General features: G+C 70.6%; 15 protein-coding genes. 10 read left to right on the forward strand and 5 right to left on the reverse strand.

Going from position 1 to position 20126, the window contains the following annotated elements:
• The first annotated feature begins 92 nt into the window (after nt 1-92).
• The 10 genes from OG214_RS06965 (at nt 93) to OG214_RS07010 (ending at nt 14299) form a co-directional block, all read left to right on the forward strand.
• Nucleotides 93-2837: a helix-turn-helix transcriptional regulator gene (locus OG214_RS06965; RefSeq protein ID WP_405984183.1), complete on the forward strand. Its 2745-nt coding sequence runs from the start codon at nt 93-95 to the stop codon at nt 2835-2837.
• A 49-nt stretch (nt 2838-2886) separates the two neighbouring features.
• Nucleotides 2887-3708 (forward strand): alpha/beta fold hydrolase, encoded by an 822-nt coding sequence (locus OG214_RS06970; RefSeq protein ID WP_405984184.1) that lies wholly within the window; start codon nt 2887-2889, stop codon nt 3706-3708.
• 91 nt (nt 3709-3799) lie between these two features.
• Nucleotides 3800-5050, forward strand: coding sequence for an extracellular solute-binding protein (locus OG214_RS06975; protein WP_405984185.1), 1251 nt, complete (start codon nt 3800-3802; stop codon nt 5048-5050).
• A complete protein-coding gene (locus OG214_RS06980; protein WP_363080597.1) occupies nt 5022-5948 on the forward strand; it encodes a sugar ABC transporter permease in 927 nt (308 codons plus the stop codon). The genes OG214_RS06975 and OG214_RS06980 overlap by 29 nt, the downstream gene beginning before the upstream one ends.
• A gap of 11 nt (nt 5949-5959) precedes the next feature.
• On the forward strand, nt 5960-6775 hold the full coding sequence (locus OG214_RS06985) for a carbohydrate ABC transporter permease (RefSeq protein ID WP_405984186.1): 816 nt from the start codon (nt 5960-5962) through the stop codon (nt 6773-6775).
• 162 nt (nt 6776-6937) lie between these two features.
• Nucleotides 6938-7966, forward strand: coding sequence for a helix-turn-helix domain-containing protein (locus OG214_RS06990; protein WP_363080595.1), 1029 nt, complete (start codon nt 6938-6940; stop codon nt 7964-7966).
• A gap of 220 nt (nt 7967-8186) precedes the next feature.
• Nucleotides 8187-9551, forward strand: coding sequence for a cytochrome ubiquinol oxidase subunit I (locus tag OG214_RS06995; protein WP_363080594.1), 1365 nt, complete (start codon nt 8187-8189; stop codon nt 9549-9551).
• Nucleotides 9544-10863 carry a cytochrome d ubiquinol oxidase subunit II gene (locus OG214_RS07000; RefSeq protein ID WP_405984187.1) on the forward strand — a complete coding sequence of 440 codons (1320 nt, stop codon included), beginning with the start codon at nt 9544-9546 and terminating at the stop codon, nt 10861-10863. The genes OG214_RS06995 and OG214_RS07000 overlap by 8 nt, the downstream gene beginning before the upstream one ends.
• Entirely contained in the window at nt 10860-12629 is a 1770-nt protein-coding gene (locus tag OG214_RS07005; protein ID WP_405984188.1) for an ABC transporter ATP-binding protein/permease, read from the forward strand. Before OG214_RS07000 ends, OG214_RS07005 begins: the two co-directional genes overlap by 4 nt.
• Nucleotides 12626-14299 carry an ATP-binding cassette domain-containing protein gene (locus OG214_RS07010; protein ID WP_405984189.1) on the forward strand — a complete coding sequence of 558 codons (1674 nt, stop codon included), beginning with the start codon at nt 12626-12628 and terminating at the stop codon, nt 14297-14299. Before OG214_RS07005 ends, OG214_RS07010 begins: the two co-directional genes overlap by 4 nt.
• A gap of 283 nt (nt 14300-14582) precedes the next feature.
• Here OG214_RS07010 and OG214_RS07015 read toward each other — a convergent pair whose 3' ends face one another.
• The 5 genes from OG214_RS07015 to OG214_RS07035 all read right to left on the reverse strand — a co-directional run bounded on the left by OG214_RS07015 (nt 14583) and on the right by OG214_RS07035 (nt 20078).
• Nucleotides 14583-15317, reverse strand: a complete 735-nt coding sequence (locus OG214_RS07015) for a YoaK family protein (RefSeq protein WP_405984190.1) — start codon at nt 15315-15317, stop codon at nt 14583-14585.
• Nucleotides 15298-15822, reverse strand: a complete 525-nt coding sequence (locus OG214_RS07020; protein ID WP_405984191.1) for a DoxX family protein — start codon at nt 15820-15822, stop codon at nt 15298-15300. The genes OG214_RS07015 and OG214_RS07020 overlap by 20 nt, the downstream gene beginning before the upstream one ends.
• 48 nt (nt 15823-15870) lie before the next feature.
• Nucleotides 15871-16533: a hydrolase gene (locus OG214_RS07025; protein WP_405984192.1), complete on the reverse strand. Its 663-nt coding sequence runs from the start codon at nt 16531-16533 to the stop codon at nt 15871-15873.
• Nucleotides 16534-16661: 128 nt separating this feature from the next.
• A complete protein-coding gene (locus tag OG214_RS07030) occupies nt 16662-18539 on the reverse strand; it encodes an amidohydrolase (RefSeq protein WP_363080587.1) in 1878 nt (625 codons plus the stop codon).
• Nucleotides 18540-18950: 411 nt separating this feature from the next.
• A complete protein-coding gene (locus OG214_RS07035; RefSeq protein ID WP_405984193.1) occupies nt 18951-20078 on the reverse strand; it encodes a low temperature requirement protein A in 1128 nt (375 codons plus the stop codon).
• Nucleotides 20079-20126: the final 48 nt, after the last annotated feature.

Below are 20126 nucleotides of genomic sequence, written 5' to 3' on the forward strand. Positions count from 1 at the left end.
CGCTGGAATTCACGCCCGCCCTCGCGCGTTTCCAGCGGTTGAAGGACGTGAGCCCGGCCTCGGCCGGCGAGAGCGGAAAGGAAGGGGCGTAAGTGGATGGGTCAGGATCGCTGACCCGTAGCGGTCTGCGCGGCCGAGAGGCCGAGATCGAGAAGCTGCAGGCACTGATCGACTCGGTGGCCCGCACCGGAAGCGGTGCCCTGGCCCTCATCCAGGGGGAACCGGGCCTCGGCAAGACCACGCTGCTCGCCGAGGCCGTCACCAGGGCCGAGGCAGCGGGATTCTCGGCCGGCCTCGGCAAGGCCGATGAGCTGCATCACATCGTCCCCCTCTCGTCGCTGGCGGCCTGCATCCTGCACGGCGATCAGCCGCTCGTCTCCGGCGAGGCCCTTGTCGATCTCGCCCGCCATCACGATCAGCGGATCTGGCTGGTGGAGCGCCTGGCAGAGGCGATCGAGGCCAGAGCCGCCGACGCGCCGGTGCTGATCGCCCTGGACGACGTGCAGTGGGCCGACCCACTGAGCCGGTTCGCCCTGAAGCAGCTTCCGGCACTCCTGCGGACCTCGCCCGTTCTGTGGATGCTGACAGGACGGCCGGAGCCCGCCGAGCCGGCGAGGGAGGTCGTCGCGGCCGCGACCGGCAACCTCCCGACGGTCGATGTGCCACTGGGGCCCCTCTCCAGCGAGGCGATCGGACAACTGGCCGACGACGAAATGGGTGCGGCCGTCGACGGGCGGGTACGGGACCTGCTCGACGGAGCCGGCGGGAACCCCTTCCTGGCGGTCGAGATGCTCGCGGGCCTGCGGACCGCCGAGGCCTCCGGTGAACTGGTGCCCCCAGGGCTCGTGGTGGGTGTGCGCGGCAGACTCAAGTCCCTGCAACCCGGCACCCTGCGCTTCCTCCAGATGGGAGCGGTGCTGGGGCGCAGGTTCGGCTTCCATGACGCCGCCGGGCTCCACGGCCAACCGTCCGACACCTTGATCGCGGCGCTCGAAGAGGCGGTACGCGCCGGGCTCCTGGACGACGACGGCGATCATCTGGTCTTCCGGCACGATCTCCTGCGCCAGGCGGTCTACGTCGACATCCCCCCGTCGGCCCGGAGGGCCCTGCACCGGGACGCCGCCCATCGCCTGGTCTCCGGGGGCCACCAACTGCTCGACGCGGTGCCGCACATCCTCAAGGGTGCCCTGCCAGGAGACGAGGAAGCCGTGGCGCTGCTGCGGCGAGCCGCTGACGACGTACTGCCGGTCACACCGGGCCTCGCGGCCGACCTGATGACACGCGCCCTGGAACTGCTGCCATCCGCACGGCCGTTGAGGTTCGCGGTGGGTGAGAAGGCGATCATCTGCCTGACCCGGGCCGGGAGGAATCGAGAGGCGCTGGCGATCGGCGACCGGCTGCTGGCCGACCGCCCGCCGCTGGAGGAGTTCAGCCGGTTGCAGGCCGCCCTGGGCGGCGCGCTGTGGAACATGGATCTGGCGGAGGAGCTGCGCCGCCGGGCCGAGACAGCCCTCGCGATCGGGGGCGCCACCCCGGAGGTCGAGGCGAAGCTGGCCGCCCTGCGTGCGCTGGCTCTGTCCCGGGACCGTGATCTCGTCGTGGCGCGTGAGGCCGGCGAGACCGCGCTGCGTGCGGCCACCGCGACCGGTGACCGGGAGGCGCACATCCTCGCCCTGTCCGCACTCGGCGAGATCGCGCAGAACGCGGGGGAGAACGCCGTCGCGCTGGAGCGCTTCACCGCGCTCAGCGCCGTCGATCCCGCTTTCCTTCCCGAGGAGATCGTCGCGCACGTGCACGTCGACGACTTCGAGTCCGGCGAACGGCTGCTCCTGCGGGCGGCGGACAACGCCGGGGTGACGCGGCAGGCGATGTTGCTGTGGGCACAGGGCCAGTACGACCTGGGGCTCGGCAGGCTCGACGACGCCGAGGCCGACTTCCTGACGATGGAGCGCCTGGAAGACGACGTGCGGGTACCCGTCCAGCAGGTGAACGCTCGCGTGATCCGCTCCCGGATCGCCCTTCTGCGCGGTGACCGGGAAGCGGCGCGGCAGCACCTGGCCGCGGCGCGGAAAAGGCTGGCGGTCAAACCGAACCCGGGCAACACGGCCGCGGTGCGCTTCCTGGAAGCCGTCCACGCAGAGGCCGACGGGGATGTCCACCTCGCCGTCGACAAGATACGGCAGGTACAGCGGCAGGGTTCTTTCATGCGCTGGCGGCTGTTGCGCGACTGGATCGATTCCGCGATACGCATGGCCCTGCGAGGCGCGGACCACGCGCTCGCCGAGGACCTGGCCGCACAGGCGAAAGCCCACGCGGAACGTAACCCCGCCGTGCCCAGCGCCATGGGCATCGCGGCGCAGGCCCTGGGTCTCGTGAAGAACGATCCCGCCATGCTGGAGCGCTCCGTAACACTGCTCAAGGCAAGCCCTCGCCCGCTGGTCCGGGCCGCCGCCTACGCCGATCTCGGGCAGGCGCTCCTGGAGGCGGGCCGGAAAGCCCAGGCGGTGGCCGCCCTGACCCACGCCGGTAGCACATTCGCGGAGTCGGGAGCCGATGCCGCGGCGGCCCGCGTACAGCGGGATCTGGAACGCGCCGGGGCCGGCGGCCACCGGGCAGCGGCCGCCCGGCGTCCCGTCCAGGGGTGGGAGGCCCTCACCGCCTCGGAGAAGAGGGTCGCGCGCCTTGTCGCCGAGGGCCACACCAACCGGTCGGCCGCCGACCTCCTCGTCGTCTCCCCGCACACGGTCAACACCCACCTGACCTCCGTCTTCCGCAAACTGTCGGTCAACTCCCGAGTTCAGCTCGCCAACCTGGTCAGGGCGTTGCCCGAGGGCTGAGCGGGCCTGTTGGTACGTTCACGCGATGCCCGGCCGTACCCGCATGCGCTTGGCTGGCAACCTCCACACCCGGTCGGAGGTCACGGAGGCCACGGACATGCTCGAATCCACCGCCGTACCGCCCACCATCGTGCTTGTGCACGGGGCGTTCGCCGATGCCTCGTCCTGGGCGGGGGTCATCAGCATCCTCCGTGCCGCCGGATCAAGGGTGCGCGCCCCGGCGAACCCGTTGCGCGGTCTGGCGCAGGACGCTGCCTACATCAGGAGCGTGGTGCGTGACATCGACGTCCCCGTCGTGCTCGTCGGCCACGGCTACGGTGGCGCGGTCATCACACACGCCGCTACCGATGGCGACAACGTCGTGGCGTTGTGCTACGTCGCGGCGTTCGGCCTCGACGCCGGCGAGTGCGTCCTGGACATCACAAGCCGCTTCGCCCCCACACCGGCGGCCGACGCGGTCTTCACCACAGCCCTCCCCGCCCTGTGTCCCGGCGCCCCTGAAAGCGAGCTGTACATCCGCAAGGAACGGTTCCCGCAGGTGTACGCCGCCGACCTGCCGCCCCGCGTCAAGAATGTGATGTCCGTCGCACAACGCCCGATCGCCCTGAGCGCGGTGACCGGCAGATCGGGCCCGCCGGCCTGGGTCTCCATACCGTCCTGGTACGCCGTCGCCACCGCCGACCGCATGCTCAACCCCATCGCTCAGCGCTTCATGGCACAGCGCATGGCGGCCACCGAATACGCGCTGCACGGTTCGCACGCCGTCGTGCTGTCGCGGCCCGGCGCGGTGGCGGCGATGATCCGGGAAGCCGCCGGTATGGACGTCTCGTTCGACGATCATCTGACGCCCGAGTCCCGCCCGAACGTTTAGGCTCGTCGAGTCGCCGCGGGAGGCCCTGGACTCCGCTCGTACCTTCCGCCCGGCACTTCGGCCACCCATCTCATTCGGTAAAGGCACCTTCATGATCTCACCCGCCAGTCCTCCTGCGCGGCAGATCGCAGCCCTCCTGGGAACCATCGCCCTGATACTCACTGCCACCGGGTGTGGCGGGGGAACCAGTGCCGGGTCCGCCACAGGCAAGGTCACCTCCATCACCGCACTCGACTACTACACCGACGAGTCCGAGCACGCCCAGTGGGGCGATCTGCTCACCGGATGCGGCAGGACCGTCGGCGTGAAGGTCGAGCAGACAAGCGTTCCAGCGGCGTCGCTCGTCCCCCAAGTCCTGCGGCAGGCCTCGTCGCGGACCCTTCCCGACCTGTTGATGCTGGACAACCCCGACATGCAGCAGATCGCACAGAGTGGCGCGCTGACCCCGCTGGACCGGTACGGCATCGACTCCAGCGGTTTCGCCAGGGGCATCCTGTCGGCGGGTACCTACCAGGGAAAGGTGTACGGGCTCGCGCCCAATGTCAGCACGGTCGCCCTTTTCTACAACAAGGACATGCTCTCCGAGGCCGGTGTCGCCGTGCCGAGGACCTGGGACGAGCTGAAGGCGGCGGCGGCGAAGCTGACCCGCCCGGGGCGCTACGGGATGGCGGTCGACGCGAACGCCTCTTCTGAGGGCACCTGGCAGTTCCTGCCCTTCCTGTGGTCCAACGGCGGGGACGAGAAGCGGCTGGACACCCCGCAGGCCGCACAAGCGCTCCAGCTCTGGGTCGACCTGGTGAAGAGCGGATCCATGTCGAAGTCGGTACTGAACTGGACGCAGGCCGACGTCCACGATCAGTTCGCCGCCGGCAGGACGGCCATGATGATCAACGGCCCCTGGCGGATCCCCGCCCTGGACAAGGCGAAGAATCTGCGTTGGGGGGTCGCTCCCATCCCCGTCCCCCGGACGGGACAGACCCCTGTCACACCGCTCGGCGGCGAGGTGTGGACCGTTCCGCAGAGCGCTTCCAAGGCCCGGCAGGAGAAGGCCGCCCAGGTACTCGCCTGCCTGAACAACTCCACGAGCATGCTCACCCTCGCCGAGCAGCACTTCACCGTGCCCTCCCGCTCCGCGGTCGCCTCCCGGTACGGCGGCCAGGTCCCGTCGATGGCTGCCTTCGTCAGAAGCGTCGAGGGGGCTCGGGCCCGTACCGGCGAACTCGGCGTCGGATGGCCCAAAGCGGCGACCGGGATATACACCGCGATCCAGTCCGCGGTGACGGGCGAGCAGACACCGGAGGAAGCGCTCAGGCATGCGCAGCGCATCGCGACCGGCAACTGAGCTGTCCCCGGCCCCCCGGACGTGGGAGCGGCTCGCCCACTGGATGTTCATCGCACCCGCGGTGGCATATCTGCTGCTGTTCTTCGGCTACCCGGTCGTCAAGAACGCCGTGATGAGCTTTCAGCACTACACGACCGCCACGTTCTACACCGGTGCCGCACCGTTCGCGGGACTGCGGAACTACGCGGAGATCCTTTCGTCAGGCCTGTTCTCCAAGACCCTGCTGACCACGGCCCTGTTCACCGCTGGTTCGCTCGTCGGGCAGTTCGTACTCGGTCTGGCCCTCGCCCTGTTCTTCCAGCGCGGCTTCCCCCTCGGCCGCGTTCTGCGGTCGTTCCTTCTGCTGCCGTGGCTGCTGCCACTGGTCGTCTCCGGAACGACGTGGAGGTGGATGCTCGACCCCGATACGGGAGTTGTCAACGACGTGCTGCGCCACCTTCACCTCGCGTCGTCCGGCGTCCCCTGGCTCACCGGCACCTCACAGGCGCTCGTGTCGGTGATCCTCATCAACATCTGGGTCGGAATCCCCTTCAACACCACGATCCTGTACGGCGGTCTGCAGAACATTCCGACGTATCTGTACGAGGCCGCGAAGCTGGACGGTGCCGGGCCGGTGAGGTTGTTCCGCCATGTCACCTGGCCACTGCTGCGCCCCGTGGTGAGCGTCGTGCTGGTGCTGGGCGTGGTCTACACGCTCAAGGTCCTGGACATCATCCTCGTGGTGACGGGCGGAGGACCGGCCAACGCCACGGAGACCCTCGCCACCCAGTCCTACGAACTGTCCTTCCAGCAGTTCGAGTTCGGACGCGGTGCGGCGATGAGCAACGTACTCGTCGTCATCTCGCTCGTCTTCGCCCTCGTCTATCTGCGCGCCGGCCGTGGCGCCCGGAACGTCTGAGAGGCGATCCCGTGAAGCGCGCACCCAACCGTGGCCGACTGTCCACGATCGTAGGGATCGTCCTGCTCGCGCTGATGCTCTTTCCCGTCTACTGGATGGTGAACGCCTCCCTCCAGCCGGCGGGCAACACACTGGGGGGAGGCTGGTTCCCCTTCCATCCGGACTTCGGCGGTTACGCCACCGCACTGCGTGATCAGGGACACCACCTCGTCACCAGCCTCGTCGTGGCCCTCGGCAGTGTCGTGCTCAGCCTCGGGCTCGCCGCGCCGGCCGCGTACGCGCTGGCCCGGTTCCCCCTCCGCGGAGCCAACCTGGTGCTCCTCGGCATCCTGATCACACAGATGGTGCCGGGCATCGTCGTGGCCAACGCGCTCTACAGCGCCTACAACGACCTGGGACTCCTGAACACCTACCTCGGACTGATTCTGGCCGACTCCACCGCCGGGGTCCCCTTCGCGATCATCATCATGCGGTCGTTCATGCGGAACATCCCCGGAGAGATCATCGACGCCGCGCGAGTGGACGGCGCCGGGAAGCTGCGGGTCTTCCGCTCCGTGGTGCTTCCGGTGAGTGCCAACGCGTTGATCACCGCCGGCCTCTTCACCTTCCTCTTCAGCTGGAGCGACTTCCTCTTCGCGCTCACGCTGACCACCACGGAGACCGTGCGGCCGATCACCCTGGGTATCTATCAATATGCCGGCGCCCACACGACCCAGTGGAACGCCATCATGGCGACCGCCGTCCTGGCGTCCGTACCGGCGGCCGTGCTCCTCGTCATCGCCCAGCGCCGTGTCGCCGCCGTCGCCGACAGCGGAGCCGTCAAGTGAGGGACGCTCCCCCGCCTCCGCCCGGTCCGTTCTGATCCAAGGCATCCCGGCCCCGCGCCCCTCCCCTGATCTAGCGCCCTGATCTAGCGGATTCACGCGATGTGCGAGCGCGGGCCCGCTGGCACGGTGTTGACAAAGCACTGCTGCTGAAGAGCGGACCTCATGTCGCCGGACTCATCGCGCCCGGAGCTCGACCAACTTCCGGGCACCCTCTACACCACCGCCTCTCTGCCCACCCACCGCAGACGGGCGTACTGGTGCGATTCGTTGTCCCGTACGTTCGGCGCCGTCGACACCACCGTCCCCGACGAGGTGTGCTGCGGCACGATCCGCACGGTGTCGCTCGGCCGGCTACGGGCCGTCACCGTGGACGGCGGGCCCCTGTCCGCCCTGCGGACCCGCCGGCTCGTCGCGCGAGGCGCCAAGGACGAGTACGTGGTCGTCAAACTGCTGGCCAGAGGCGTCGCCCGACTGGAGCAGGACGGCCGTGAAGCGCTCCTCGGGCCGGGGGACGTTTTCGTCTACGACAGAGCACGCCCCTTCCGGCTGCACTTTCCCCAGTCCTTCCGGACGAAGTCCCTCGTGCTGCCCAGAGACGTCCTGGGTCTGGGCGAGCCCGACGTGACGCGTATCACGGCCTCCCCGCTCAGGCCCGACACACCCCTGGGCGGGCTGCTGTCGCCCTTTCTGGCGGGGCTCGTGGACGGCGCGGGAACCTACCCGCCACACACCGGTGAACTGATGGCCCGCAACATCATCGACCTGCTCGGCGTACTGGCCGACGAGCGGCTCGGCCGGACGAGCGCGGACACACCCGGCGGGAACCAGGCACTGCTGCTGCGGATCCAGGCGTTCATCGACCGTCACCTCGCGGACCCCGATCTGACCCCGCAGGCCATAGCCCGCGCCCACCGCATATCCCTTCGCCATCTGCACAGGCTCTTCGAGAGCGAGGACGTCACTGTCGGCCGGTGGGTCCAGCGGCGCCGGCTGGAAGCGTGCGGACGCGATCTGGTGCGCCCAGCGAACAGCTCCACCATCGCCGCGGTGGCGCACCGATGGGGCTTCACGAGCGCCGCGCATTTCAGCCGGGTGTTCCGGGCGGCCTACGGGATGTCCCCCCGCGAATGGCGGGAGGCCCAGGACATGGCGCCCTACATCCCGTCGCTCACGGGGCTCATCGAAACCTGACGCCGGTGCCTGGTTCGTCCACGGCCCGCTCATGAGGCCGGCCGCGCCGCGTCCCGCGCATTGCGCTGCTGGAACACGAGCGATGCGCCCAGAGACAAAGGATGCCCGCCGGCCGGCCCTACGGTGATCTCAGGAGTCGGGGCATTCCGGGACCGTCCCTGAATTCGTGGCTCTTCCGCCGCGCCGCCGGACCGACCGATATCGACCGAGAGGAAACACCGTGGCCTCGCCCGCAGTGGTGGAGATCTCCCGATGGCAGTTCGCCGTCACCGCGGTCTTTCACATGAGCTTTCCCGCACTGACCGTCGGACTCTCCGTCTTCCTGGCCGTGATGTACACGGTCCATCTGAGAACCGGGAACCCGCTGTATCTCCAGATATTCCGTTTCTGGAAGAAGATATTCGCGGTCGGATTCGGACTCGGCGTGGTCGCAGGGACCGTCATGACATTCGAGTTCGGCCTCAACTGGGGCAGATACGCCCATGCGGTCGGTCCGATCCTCGGTGTCACGATCGGCATGGAGGTCATCACGGCCTTCTTCCTGGAGGCCGGATTCATCGGCATCATGCTGTACGGCGAAGGCCGGGTACGTCCCCGGACGATGGCGTTCGCCTGCTGGATGCTCGTCGTCGGCACCCTGCTGTCCACGACATGGATCCTGTCGGCCAACAGCTGGATGCAGGACCCCGTGGGGTTCACCGAGGTCGACGGCCAGTTCCGGGCGAGCGACTGGTGGCATGTGCTGTTCAATCCGGCGTTCTCCTACCGGTACCCGCACATCCTGCTCGCGGTGCTGATCAGCGCCAGTTGGTTCATCGGCGGGATCGCCGCCTGGTACCTGGTCAAGCAGCGGGCGCTGCCCTTCGCACGCCGCACCCTGTCCATCGCCCTCGGAGTACTGGCGATCCTGATGCCCGTACAGCTCTACGTGGGGGACGCGACCGCCGCGTTCATGGGTGAGCACCAGCCGGCGAAACTACAGGCCTTCGAGGGCAATTGGAAGACGGACAACAACGGTTACAACCTCCTTGTGGTGCCCGACACCGACAAGGGCCGGAACGACTTCCAGGTCTCGATACCGCATCTGGGCGCCGTCATCGGCAAGGACCTGTCCGGAAAGGCGAACGTCCCCGGACTGCTCCAGACACCCGAGGACGAGCGCCCCAATATGTGGTCCGCTTTCTACGGCTTCCGGCTGATGTATTTCAGCGCTCTGGTGATGTTCGGCATGGCCTTCGCCGGACTGGTGTTGCGGCTGCGCGGCCGGCTCTACACGGCCCGGAGGTTCCACCGGCTGATGGTCTGGATGGCCCCCGCCGGTGTCCTGGCCGTCAGCGGCGGCTGGATCACCGCCGAGACCGGTCGCCAGCCCTGGGTCGTCTACGGCCTGATCCGTACCAGCGACGCCGTCTCCCACCTCTCCCTCGGCGCGGCGATCGCCGGCCTCACCGGCTTCGTCACCGTCTACGCGCTGCTGCTCGGGATATGGATCCGCTACATCGTCCGCACGGTGCGCGGCGGCCCGGAAGAGCTGGTGACCGACGACGGCGCCACGGTCCGCCCCACGGAGATCAGCCATGCTTGAGTACACGTCATACGCCTTGATCCTGCTCTCACTCGGCGCCTATGTGCTGCTCGACGGCTACGACCTGGGCATCGGCGTCCTGAGCCTGTTCGACCGCAGCGACCAGCGGCGCAAGGAGTACAGCGAGCTGATCGCCACGGCCTGGGACGCCAATGAGAGCTGGATCATCCTGGCGGGCGTCCTGCTGTGGGCGGGCCTGCCCGCCGTCTACGCCACCGTGCTGCCGGGCGTCTACCTGCCGCTGGTGGTCATGCTGCTCGCCATCGTGCTGCGCGGCACGGCCATCGAGTTGCAGAGCGCCGCGCCCGGCTACCGGCGCGGTTGGGGCCTCGTCTTCGGTCTCTCATCGCTGGTGGCCGCTCTGTGCCAGGGCCTCGTGGGCGGAGCCGTCCTGTCCGGACTGCCCCACCGCGGCGGGATGTTCACCGGGGGCACCTGGGACTGGCTGACGCCCTACAGCGTGCTGACCGCTCTGGGGCTCACGGCCGTCTACCTGTTGGCGGGTGCCGCGTGGCTACAGGACAAGACCACCGGTACCGCCCATGAGCGGGCGGGCCGGCTGGGCCGACCGCTGCTGCCGGCGGTCGCGGCGGTCTCCGTCGTCCTGGGGTTCGGGCTGCGGCTCGCCGACCCGCAGCATCTGCGCTTCGACCAACCGCTCCGGGCAGCCCTGTTCGGTATCGCGGTGGTGGTGGCCGCGGCGTGCGGAGCGATCGCGTGGTACGGCTTCGGCCGTCGGCCGGACTGGCGTCCGTTCGCAGCCGTGGCCGGTGCGGAGGCCGCGGGCCTGCTCGCCCTCGTCGCCGCCACCGCGCCCGTCGTCGTCCCACCCGACCTGACCGTGCACGCGGCCGCCGGCCCGCGCGGGTCACAGCTCTTCCTGCTCATCGGGGTGGGCAGCTGCATACCGGTCGTCCTCGCCTACAACATCTACGCGTGGTGGGTCTTCCGCGGAAAGTTCGCCCAGCCGCCGGCGCGCAACGGCGGGCCGGACCCGTCAAGCGGTGCGCCGGACCCGTCCACCGGCGGGCCGGGACCGTCCAGCGGCGCGGCTGCCGCCGAGCTGCACACGGCGGAGGCGCGGGCCGAGGACGACGGTCCGTGGGCGGCCGTCGTCGGGCGACGCGTACTCCTGACGCTGCTGGCCGTCGCAGTGGCCGCCCTCTCACAGGACGTCTTCGGCGGAGTGCGGGCATGGATCGGCCCGGTCGGGGTCGCGGTGTGTTCCGTGACGGCACTCGCGGTGTGGATCCGGTCCGACCGCCGCTCCGAGGCCGCGGGCGAATTCGACCTCCCGGCAGCCGAGAAGTGAACGACATCGCCGGCCAACTCGCCCGGCTCGGCAAGGACGACGAAGGCCGGCGGCGGGCAGCCGGACTGCTCGGCGCGTGGGCCGCGGCCGGCGAACCCGCGTTCCGGCGGGCCGGCACTCTGCGCGGGCTGACGGCGGTGGGACATGTGCTGTGGGCCGCGGGCCTGGGCCGGGCGGCCCAGGCCGCACTGCGGTCCCCGCACGGGGGCGTGGCCCTGGCTCCGGTGCTCTCCGGTGCGGCTCTGGTCGCCGCCGGGCTGCTGCTGCGTACGGTCCTGCTCGCGACGGCCGACCGGGTCGCCGACAACGGTGCGGTCGCGGTCCAGGACCACCTGCGTACCCGTCTGCTCCAGGCCGCGCTCCCGACGACGGGCACTCCCTCCGAGGAGGTGTCCGACGCCGCTCTCGGTGAGGCGCTCGACAGCGAGGTGGGCCGGCTGACCCAGTGGCTGACGACGTACGTCCCCGCCCGGCGCGCGATGCTGCTGGGAAGCGGCATCATCCTGGCCGCGGTGCTGGTGGGCAGTTGGGCCGTCGCACTGCTGCTGGTGCTGGCCACCCCGCTGCTGCCGGTCAACCTGAAGGTGATCGGTATGGGCACCCACGCCGCCGTGCACGCCCAGCTCACCGCCACCCGGAGGCTGAGCACCCACCTGCTGGACCAGTTGCGCGGACTCCCCACGCTCGTCGGCCTGGGGGCCGGGGAGGAAGCGGTGCGCGAAACAGAGGCAGCCGACAGGGAACTGGCCCGGCGCACCCGCACCGTGCTGCGGGTGGCCTTCCTCTCGACCGCCTGGACCGAGCTTCTCATCACCGTGGCCATGGCCGTTGTCGCCACGTACTGCGGGCTCGCCCTGCTCGGCTACCTCGATCTGCCGGTGGTCCCCTCCACCATGAGCCTGGGCACCGCGCTGTTCGTACTCGTCCTGACCCCGGCGTACTTCGCCCCCGCCAGGGAACTCGCCCGCGGCTACCACGCCCGCGCCGAGGCGGCCGCGGCGGCCGAACTGATCTCGGAGATCATCGACCGGACTCCGGCCGCACCGGCCGGCGGTCCCCCGGCCCGAGTGCCCTCCGCGCGCCGTCCGGGCCCGCCGGACCCGGCCGGTGTGATCCTGGAAGAGGTCGCGGTCCGGTATCCGGGTCGCGACGACATGGCCCTGGACGATGTCAGCCTGACCGTGCGGCCGGGTTCGATCGTGGCCATCGGCGGGCCCAGCGGCGCCGGAAAGACCACCCTGCTCTCCGTGGTGGCCGGTCTGCGCGAACCGGACCGCGGCCGCTGCCTGCACACCACCAATTCCGGAATCCTGCCCGCCTCACCCGCTCTGACGGCATGGGCCGGCCAGCCCTCCTACCTCCTCCCGGGCACGCTGCGCGACAACCTGCTGCTCGCCCGACGCGAAGCCGGCGACGGGCAACTGGCCGCGGCGTTCGAGGCACTGGGCTTCGGGGAGTTGCTGGCCGCGCTTCCCCAGGGCCTGGATACGCGGATCGGGGAACGCGGTGGGGGGCTGTCCTCCGGGCAGACGCAGCAACTGGTGCTGGTGCGGGCGCTGCTCCGCGACGCACCGCTGCTGTGCCTGGACGAACCCACCGCCCATCTCGACCCGGGCGCCGAGGCCCGTGTCATCGGTGCCATCCGGACGCTCGCGCGCAGCCGTACCGTGCTGCTCACGACACACAGCCGGACACTGCTCGAAATCGCCGACGACGTCGTGCGGTTGAACCAGGGACGGGTGTCCCGGATCAGGGGGACACGGTGACCGCGTTCAGACTGCTGTGGACGGCGGCAGACCACCGGGCACGCCGGGACCTGCTGTTCGCGGCGGTGCTCGCGGGGATCGCCGAACTCTGCGCCGCCGGTCTGCTGGGAGTGTCCGGCTGGTTCCTGACCTCCTGCGCCGTGGTCACCGCACAGGCCAACACCACCTGGTCGTGGATGTACCCCTCGGGGACGGTCCGGGCTCTCGCCCTGGGCCGCACCGGTCTGCGGTACGGGGAGCGCCTGGTCAGCCATGGCGTCCTGCTCGACGCGACCGTCTCCCTGCGCTCACGGATGGTTCGCGCCGCGACCACCGTGTCGGCGCGCGAACTGCGCGACCAGCGTGACGGCATCCTGATGACCCGGCTCACCAGCGACGTCGGCGCGGTGGGCGGGATCGTCGGCCAGGTCGTCCCGCCGCTGGCGGGGATCGGTGTGACCGTCACCGTCGTCGTCACCCTGCTGCTGGTGGCAAGCCCACTGGCCGGCGCGGCCGAACTGCTGCTCCTCGCGCTCTCGGCGGTCATCGCCGTGGCCGCCGAGAGATCGAGCAGCAGCCATCAGCAGACGGCCGCGGTGGCCCGTGCCGCCGCACGCACCGCGTTGCTCAGCGCCCGCTCCGCTCTTCCGGAACTGCGCTGCCTGGACGCCGTCGATCTGGTCCGCGGTCAGGTCGCGGAGGCGGTCGGCCGGGCCCGGCGGGCCGAGATCACGGCCGCGTCGGTGATGCGCCGGGCCCGGCTGCTGCTGCGGCTGCTGGCCTTGGCCGGTCAGACAGCGGTGCTGATCCTGGCGCTGTCCGGTCCTGCCTTCACGCAGCCTGCCGCCGCCGCCATCGGTGAGGTGCTGCTGGTCGCCGCCGCGTACGAGCTGATGGAGACACTGCCCCAGGTGCTCCGCGACCATGGCCTGGCAGCCGAGGCCGCCCGGCGGCTGACGGATCTGGCGGGCCGCGCGCGCTCCGAGGGGCCGGGGACCTCGTCCTCCGCGACGCCACCGCTCACAGGGCCGAAAGGGGCACTGGTGGCCCACCGAGTGCCCGTGGGCGTCGGCGACGACCGCACCCGGTGGTCCGCGGTGATCGAGCCGCGCGGTGTCATCGTGGTCACCGGGCCCAACGGGAGCGGGAAAAGCACCCTGTTGGAGACTCTGGCGGGACGCGTCGCCGCCACCGCCCCGGGGTCGGTGCTGCTCGACGGTGCGCCCATCGAGTCCCTGCCCGCCAGGACGGTCGCCGATACGCTCACCCTCGTCGAGGCGGAGGACTGGATCGCCGACGCGACCGTCGCCGAGAACCTCCGGCAGGCCGCGCCCGGCGCGGACGACGGCACTCTCCGGGCCGCGCTCGCGGCGGCGGCCCTGGAGCGGCTGCCCCTGCACACCCGGACGGGCCCGCTGGGCAGTGCGCTCTCACAGGGCCAGCGACGCCGCTTGGTGATCGCGAGAGCGGTACTGCGGGCGCCCATGGTCCTCCTGCTCGACGAACCGACGGCAGGCCTGGACGACCGTACGGCGGTAAGGATGCTGACGGGCGTCCGCCGCGCCCTGCCGGACAGCGCCCTGGTGATCGCCCTGCCGGACCGGTTCGACGACCGGATCCCCTTCCCCGCGTCCCACACCCTGCGGCTGAGCCCACAAGTCCGCGCGTCGGACACGACCGGCCACCGGTGAACCGCGGGTACGACGTGAGGAACGCGCTCACCGGGTAACGCGCCGGACGGAGACGGTTGTTCGGCACGGGTCCGCGACCGCGCGTACGACGGAGCCTCTGTGCGCCGGTACATCTGGATGTCCGACACCGTCTTCCGGGGCGGGCGGCCACCGAGATGACGTGTCTCCCGGCTGTCCGGCCGCGGCTCCCGCGCGTGCGTCGGGCCGCGACTCCCGCGCGTGCCTCGCGCGGAAATGGGTGTGGGCCCCTCGTCCGCGATCGGATGAGGGGCCCACGCCGCGTTCACGACTGCGGTTTGATCCAGGAGGCGTCTGCGGCCGAGAGACGACGGGTGATCACCGAGGTCGCCACGAGCAGCACCAGCGCCAGGCCCAGGGTCGGGGTGAGTCCGGCGTTCAGCAGCGCGGCGCCGGCGAGGGCGCCGAGGAACATGATCAGGACGGACAGGATCCGCCGGCCGGGCCGGGGCGCCGTCCCGCCGGCCGAGGCGGAGTCCGCGGCCAGTCCCGTCAGGGTGAGGGTCAGCACGGTCGTGGTCAGGTCGGGGACGCCGAGGCGCCGGGCGACCGCGTTCTGCGTTCCCATGGCGAGGCCGAGGACCACGATCAAGGTGTACTGGACCGCGGTGGTCACGCTGCCGTGGTTCACCGCGGACGTGACGACGGCCGCCGCCACGAGCACGGCCTGCAACGCCGTGGCCGTGGTCAGCAGCCGCCCGCGGTGTGCGGCGAACCGGGTACCGAGCCGTCCTCCCGCCAGCGCGCCGACGAGGAACGCCGCCATCGCGACGACGGAGGCGAGCGCGGACAGGCCCTTGGCCCCTGCCAGGGCGAACGCGAGGAAGACCACGTTGCCGGTCATATTCGCGACGAAGACATGCCCCAGCGCCAGATAGCTCACCGCGTCCACGAGACCGGTCACCGCTGTCAGCGTCAGCATGAGAGGCGGCAGCGGTCCGTGCCGGTCCCCCCTGGGCGGGACGAGTGTACGGGCCGCGTCAGTCAGCAGCTTGTGCATGGCGAGTCCTTCTGCGGGAAGCGGGCGAGCGGTGCAGTACCACCCGGGTGAGCAGCCCGCTGGCCGGGCCGATCACGATGACTGCGAGGGAGACCCACCGTGGCCAGGGGGTCAGCCCAAGGGCGTGATCGGCCGACCAGCGGCCGGGGCCGGTCAGGGCCAGCACCGCGGAGACGGCGACAAGGACCAGCGGGTACTCGTAGCCGTCGTTCTGCACCCAGAGCCCGTTTCGCCACTTGACGGTGCTCGCGACCGTCATCACCCCCATGGCGGCCATCGCCGCGGCGGGTGTGAGCAGTCCGGCCGCCAGGAACAGGCCGGCGCCGACCTGGCTGCCGCCCGCGGCGAGAGCGGTGATCCGGCCGCCGCGGAAGCCGTCGTGCCGGAACTCCTCGGTTCCGCCGGCCAAGCCGTTGCCTCCCAGCCGGTGACTGACCTTCTGCACTCCGTGTCCGGCGATGAGAAGGCCCGCTACCAGCCGGAGGACCAACAGTCCGGTGTCCATACGCGTTCCTGCCTGTTCCTGGCGTCCGTCGATGACCGTTCGGAGGGGTCAGCCGGCCGCGTGGGCGCCGATGAAGGTCTGCGCGTACACCAGGCCCAGGCCGTAGGCGCCGCCGTGCTCCTTCACCACCTGCGTCACGGGGCCGTACGTCTCGGTGCGGGCCCAGTCGCGCTGGAGCTCCAGCAGCACCTGCACCCAGGTCACCGGGATCGCGCCGGCCTGGACCGTCCGCTGGACGGCGTACTCGTGGGCCTGCGGGCTGACGCCGCCGGACGCGTCGGTGACCACGTAGACCTCGTAGCCCTGCGCGAGGGCGGAGAGCGCGGGCAGGACGACACAGACCTCGGTCCACAGACCGGCGATGACGAGCTTCTTACGCCCGGTCGCCTTGACGGCCTCGACGAAGGCGGCGTCCTCCCAGGCGTTCATCGTGGAGCGGTCGATGATCTCCTGGCCGGGGAAGACCTCGGCCAGCTGCGGCATGATCGGACCGGAGAAGGACTCGGCGGCCACGGTGCTCAGCACGACCGGCACGCCGAAGACCTTGGCGGCCTTCGCCAGGCCCACGGTCGAGTTGATGATCGCGGTGCGGTCGCCGCTGCCGGTACCGAAGAACATCTGCGGCTGGTGGTCCACGAACAGCACCGCGCAGTTGTCGGGGGTCAGCAGGTCCGGGCTGGGAGCCGCGGTGACCTCGGAGATGTTGACCATGAGAGAGCCTTTCCAGGTGTGTGGTGATCGCGGACGGGTGTCCGCTCCCGAGAGCGACCGTCCGGTGGACGGCGCGAATCGGGCCGGGGTCCCGGGAGGGGCGGTTCGTGACCGGCCCTCCCGGGAGATCAGAGGGAGAAGCAGGGGTCGAAGAACGTGCTCGCGGACTCGGGGGTGAGGCCGCGGCGGGCGCGCCACTGGCGGTGCTGCTCGGACTCGGCGACTGCCTGGCCGAGCAACTCAGCCTGGCGGGCGCCCGTCAGACCGGTTCGGGGTGCGGCCTGGTAGCCGCCGAAGTGCGCCACCGGGCTCCAGCCGGGACTCACGGGCGGCAGTTCCTCGTCCAGGCCCTCGTACTCGGCGGTGGCGTAAACGATCCGGCCGCCGACGACCGTGAGCAGGGACTCGATGTGCGCGATGTCCGGCTCGGGCACGGTGAAGTAGTCCTCGGACAGGACCGCGAGGTCGCCGAGGTAACCTGGGCGAAGGACCCCCTTGACACCCGCCTCGCCGGTCAGCGTGGCACCGGCCTCGGTGAACATCGTCAGCGCCGTCCGCCGGTCCACCCGGTTGTGCGGAGGACGGACGACGAGGTCGCCGACGGTGCGGCCGGTGATCAGCCAGTGCAGCGCGATCCACGGGTTGTAGGTGGAGATCCGGGTGGCGTCGGTCCCTGCGCCGACGGTCAGCCCGCGTTCCAGCATGGCCCGGACCGGAGGCGCGTCCGCGGCGGCACCGGGGCCGTAGCGGCGTACGAACGCCTCGCCCTGGAAGGACAGCCGGTTCTGCACGGACATGGCGCCGCCGAGCGCGGCGATACGGTCGAGGCTGTCCGCGGAGACGGTCTCCGCGTGGTCGAACAGCCACCGGTTCCCGGCCGGGAAGAGCCCTTCCGCGGCAAGCTTCTCGAATACCGCGAGGTCCCGGCGGATGGTCTCGTCATAGGTGGCGTGCAGTCTGAATCCCCAGCCGTTCTCCATGAGGAGACGGACGGCCTTCTCGAATTCCGCTTCGTAGTCGGCGAGTTCCGGTCGCGGCTCGGCGAAGTTCTCGAAATCCGCCGCCGCCCAGGTGAGATTCTCTCCGGCGCCGTTGAGGCGCAGCCACTCGTCCCCGTCCTCGGGGTCGGCCGTTTCGATCCAGCGGGTGAGATCGTCTATTTCCTGGCCGGCGGTCTGCGGGAACAGGTGGTAGGCGATGCGCAGTGACAGTTGACCGGCCTTGGCCAGTTCGACGACCGTGCTGTAGTTGTCGGGGAAGTTCTGGAACCCTCCGGCCGCGTCGATCGCCGAAGTGAGGCCGAACCTGTTCAGTTCCCGGAGGAAGTGACGGGTCGACGTCCTCTTGTCCTCACCCTCCAGCACCGGGGCTTTGGCCAGGGTCGAATAGAGGACCAGGGCGCTGGGAGCGGCCAGCAGCATGCCCGTGGGCTCGCCGTTCCGGCCCCGTACGATCTGGCCGCCCTTGGGGTCGGGAGTGTCCCGGGTGAATCCGGCGGCCTTGAGCGCCGCCCGGTTGAGCACCGCGGACTGGTACAGGTGCAGGACGAACACCGGAGTGTCCGGCGCCGCGGCGTTGAGCTCGGCCACGGTCGGCAGCCGCCGTTCGGCGAACTGCTCGGCCGACCATCCGCCCACCACCCGCACCCACTGGCCCTTGGGGGTGCGCGCCGCCTGCTCACGCAGCATCGCCAGGCCCTGGCGCAGCGTGGGGACACCGTCCCAGCGCAGCTCCAGAACGTAGTTGAGTCCGCCCCGGATGACATGCAGATGGGCGTCGTTGAGGCCGGGGACCATCCGGCGGCCGAGGGCGTCGACCACCTTCGTGGCCGGGCCGACCTGAGGGGCCACGTCGTTGTCGTCACCGACAACCGTGATGACACCGTCGCGGATGGCGATCGCCTCGGCCTGCGGGCGGCCCGGGTCTCCTGTGTGGATCTTCGCGTTGCGGACCACGAGGTCCGCGGCATTGTCGGTGGCGCGGGGAACCAGCCCACCGACCGGCATCGGGGACACCTTCGACAACCTCCTGCGGGATGGACGGAGTCGATTCCGTTCGGATCGACTTCCATGCGCGTCGATGGGGGCGGGCGGAAGAGAAGCGGGGACGCGCGTCATCGCGCCCGAGCTGAACTGATCCGGATTTCCGGGCGGGCTTTCCGTGCGACGCACAGGACCGGGCCCGGCGACCCTCGACTGCTGCGATGCAAAGCTATGCGGAGCCGAGGCCGCTGTGTGTCCCGCCAGTGCACCGGCCGCGTTCCGACAGTGCACTGCCTTCCTCCGTGTGCGCTGTGGGGTCGGTGCCGGTGCGCCGGCGGACAAGACATCTGCCCGGCCGGCCCTTCGGAATACGGGAGTTGGTCCGGCCGGGCCCAACCGTCTTGCCCCAGGGCGGGAATCCCGCCGCGGGCCTTGTCACCGGCGCGGCACCGTGACCACGACGACCAGGACCGCCAGTGTCACGCCGGCGAGAAGCGCGGGTACCGGGGACCACGCGGCCGACAGCACGACGGCGGCGGCGATGGGGAACGGAATCCGCTCGGCCACGCTCCTCTGGTGTGGCCGCAGGTGCACCGCCCAGACGGTGATCAGGAAAACGGCCGCCGGAACGGTGACCGCCGCTCCGGCGGCGGTCGGGGAGGTCCCGGTGTGCCGCGTGATGTGATCGGCGTACGCGGCCAGGCCGGCGCCCTCGGCGGTCGCCGAGGCGAAGATCAGGTAGTGCCCGTAGGCCCAGGGGAATCTTCTGCGGTGGGCCTGGTGCGTCGCGGCGAGCAGCGTGTGTGCGGGCCGGGCGAAGTACAGCCACCACATGGCGTAGGCCATGAGCAGGCCGCCGCCCGCCAGCGCGTACAGCGCACCGGTGCCGTGGTGCCGGTCGAAGGCGCCGCGCACGGCGACGGTGGCCGCCGCGACGGACTCGCCGAGGACGATGAGGGTGAACAGTTCGTAGCGCTCGGCGATGTGGTGCGGATGCCAGGGCGTCATTCCGGCGGACTGCGCCCACACGGGAACGGACACCTCGGCCACGATCATGACCACGATGCCGGGCAGCCGCACCGGCGCCGGGACGAGGAGCAGCCCCACCCAGCCGAGTTGGCACACCGTCACACCGGCTGCGAAGCGCAGCGCGGTCCTCCGCCGGGCGGAGTCGGACAGTGCGGCGCGCAGCCACAGCGCGGCCAACGCCGAACGCAGTACGACGTATCCGAGTGTGATGACACGCAGATCCCCGTCCTCGAACGCGCGGTGCACACCGGCGGCGAGGACGAGCGAGCCGGTGATCTGGGCCAGGACCGCCAGCCGGTACGGGACGTCGTCCGGATCGTAGGCGGAGGCGAACCAGGTGAAGTTCATCCAGGCCCACCAGATGGTGAAGAAGACCAGCGCGAAGCGCAGTCCGCCGGTGGCATGGTCCCCGTGCGTCAGCGCCTCGTGCAGGCTCCCGGACGCCTGCGCCACCGCGATGACGAAGCACAGGTCGAAGAAGAGCTCCAGCGAGGTGGCGGACCTGTGCGGCTCGGCGGGATTACGGCCCGCCATGGCGCGCCACCGCGGGACGGCGGGGTCGGCCCGGGTGGTCGGGGCGCG

This window comes from Streptomyces sp. NBC_00872 (genome assembly GCF_045161915.1).
Taxonomy (GTDB): Bacteria; Actinomycetota; Actinomycetes; order Streptomycetales; family Streptomycetaceae; genus Streptomyces.

Coding starts and splice junctions, on each gene's coding strand:
- OG214_RS06975 (WP_405984185.1), top strand. CDS start 3,800: ATGATCTCACCCGCCAGTCCTCCTGCGCGGCAGATCGCAGCCCTCCTG.
- OG214_RS06980 (WP_363080597.1), top strand. CDS start 5,022: ATGCGCAGCGCATCGCGACCGGCAACTGAGCTGTCCCCGGCCCCCCGG.
- OG214_RS06990 (WP_363080595.1), top strand. CDS start 6,938: ATGTCGCCGGACTCATCGCGCCCGGAGCTCGACCAACTTCCGGGCACC.
- OG214_RS07000 (WP_405984187.1), top strand. CDS start 9,544: ATGCTTGAGTACACGTCATACGCCTTGATCCTGCTCTCACTCGGCGCC.
- OG214_RS07015 (WP_405984190.1), bottom strand. CDS start 15,317: ATGCACAAGCTGCTGACTGACGCGGCCCGTACACTCGTCCCGCCCAGG.
- OG214_RS07020 (WP_405984191.1), bottom strand. CDS start 15,822: ATGGACACCGGACTGTTGGTCCTCCGGCTGGTAGCGGGCCTTCTCATC.
- OG214_RS07025 (WP_405984192.1), bottom strand. CDS start 16,533: ATGGTCAACATCTCCGAGGTCACCGCGGCTCCCAGCCCGGACCTGCTG.
- OG214_RS07030 (WP_363080587.1), bottom strand. CDS start 18,539: ATGCCGGTCGGTGGGCTGGTTCCCCGCGCCACCGACAATGCCGCGGAC.
- OG214_RS07035 (WP_405984193.1), bottom strand. CDS start 20,078: ATGGCGGGCCGTAATCCCGCCGAGCCGCACAGGTCCGCCACCTCGCTG.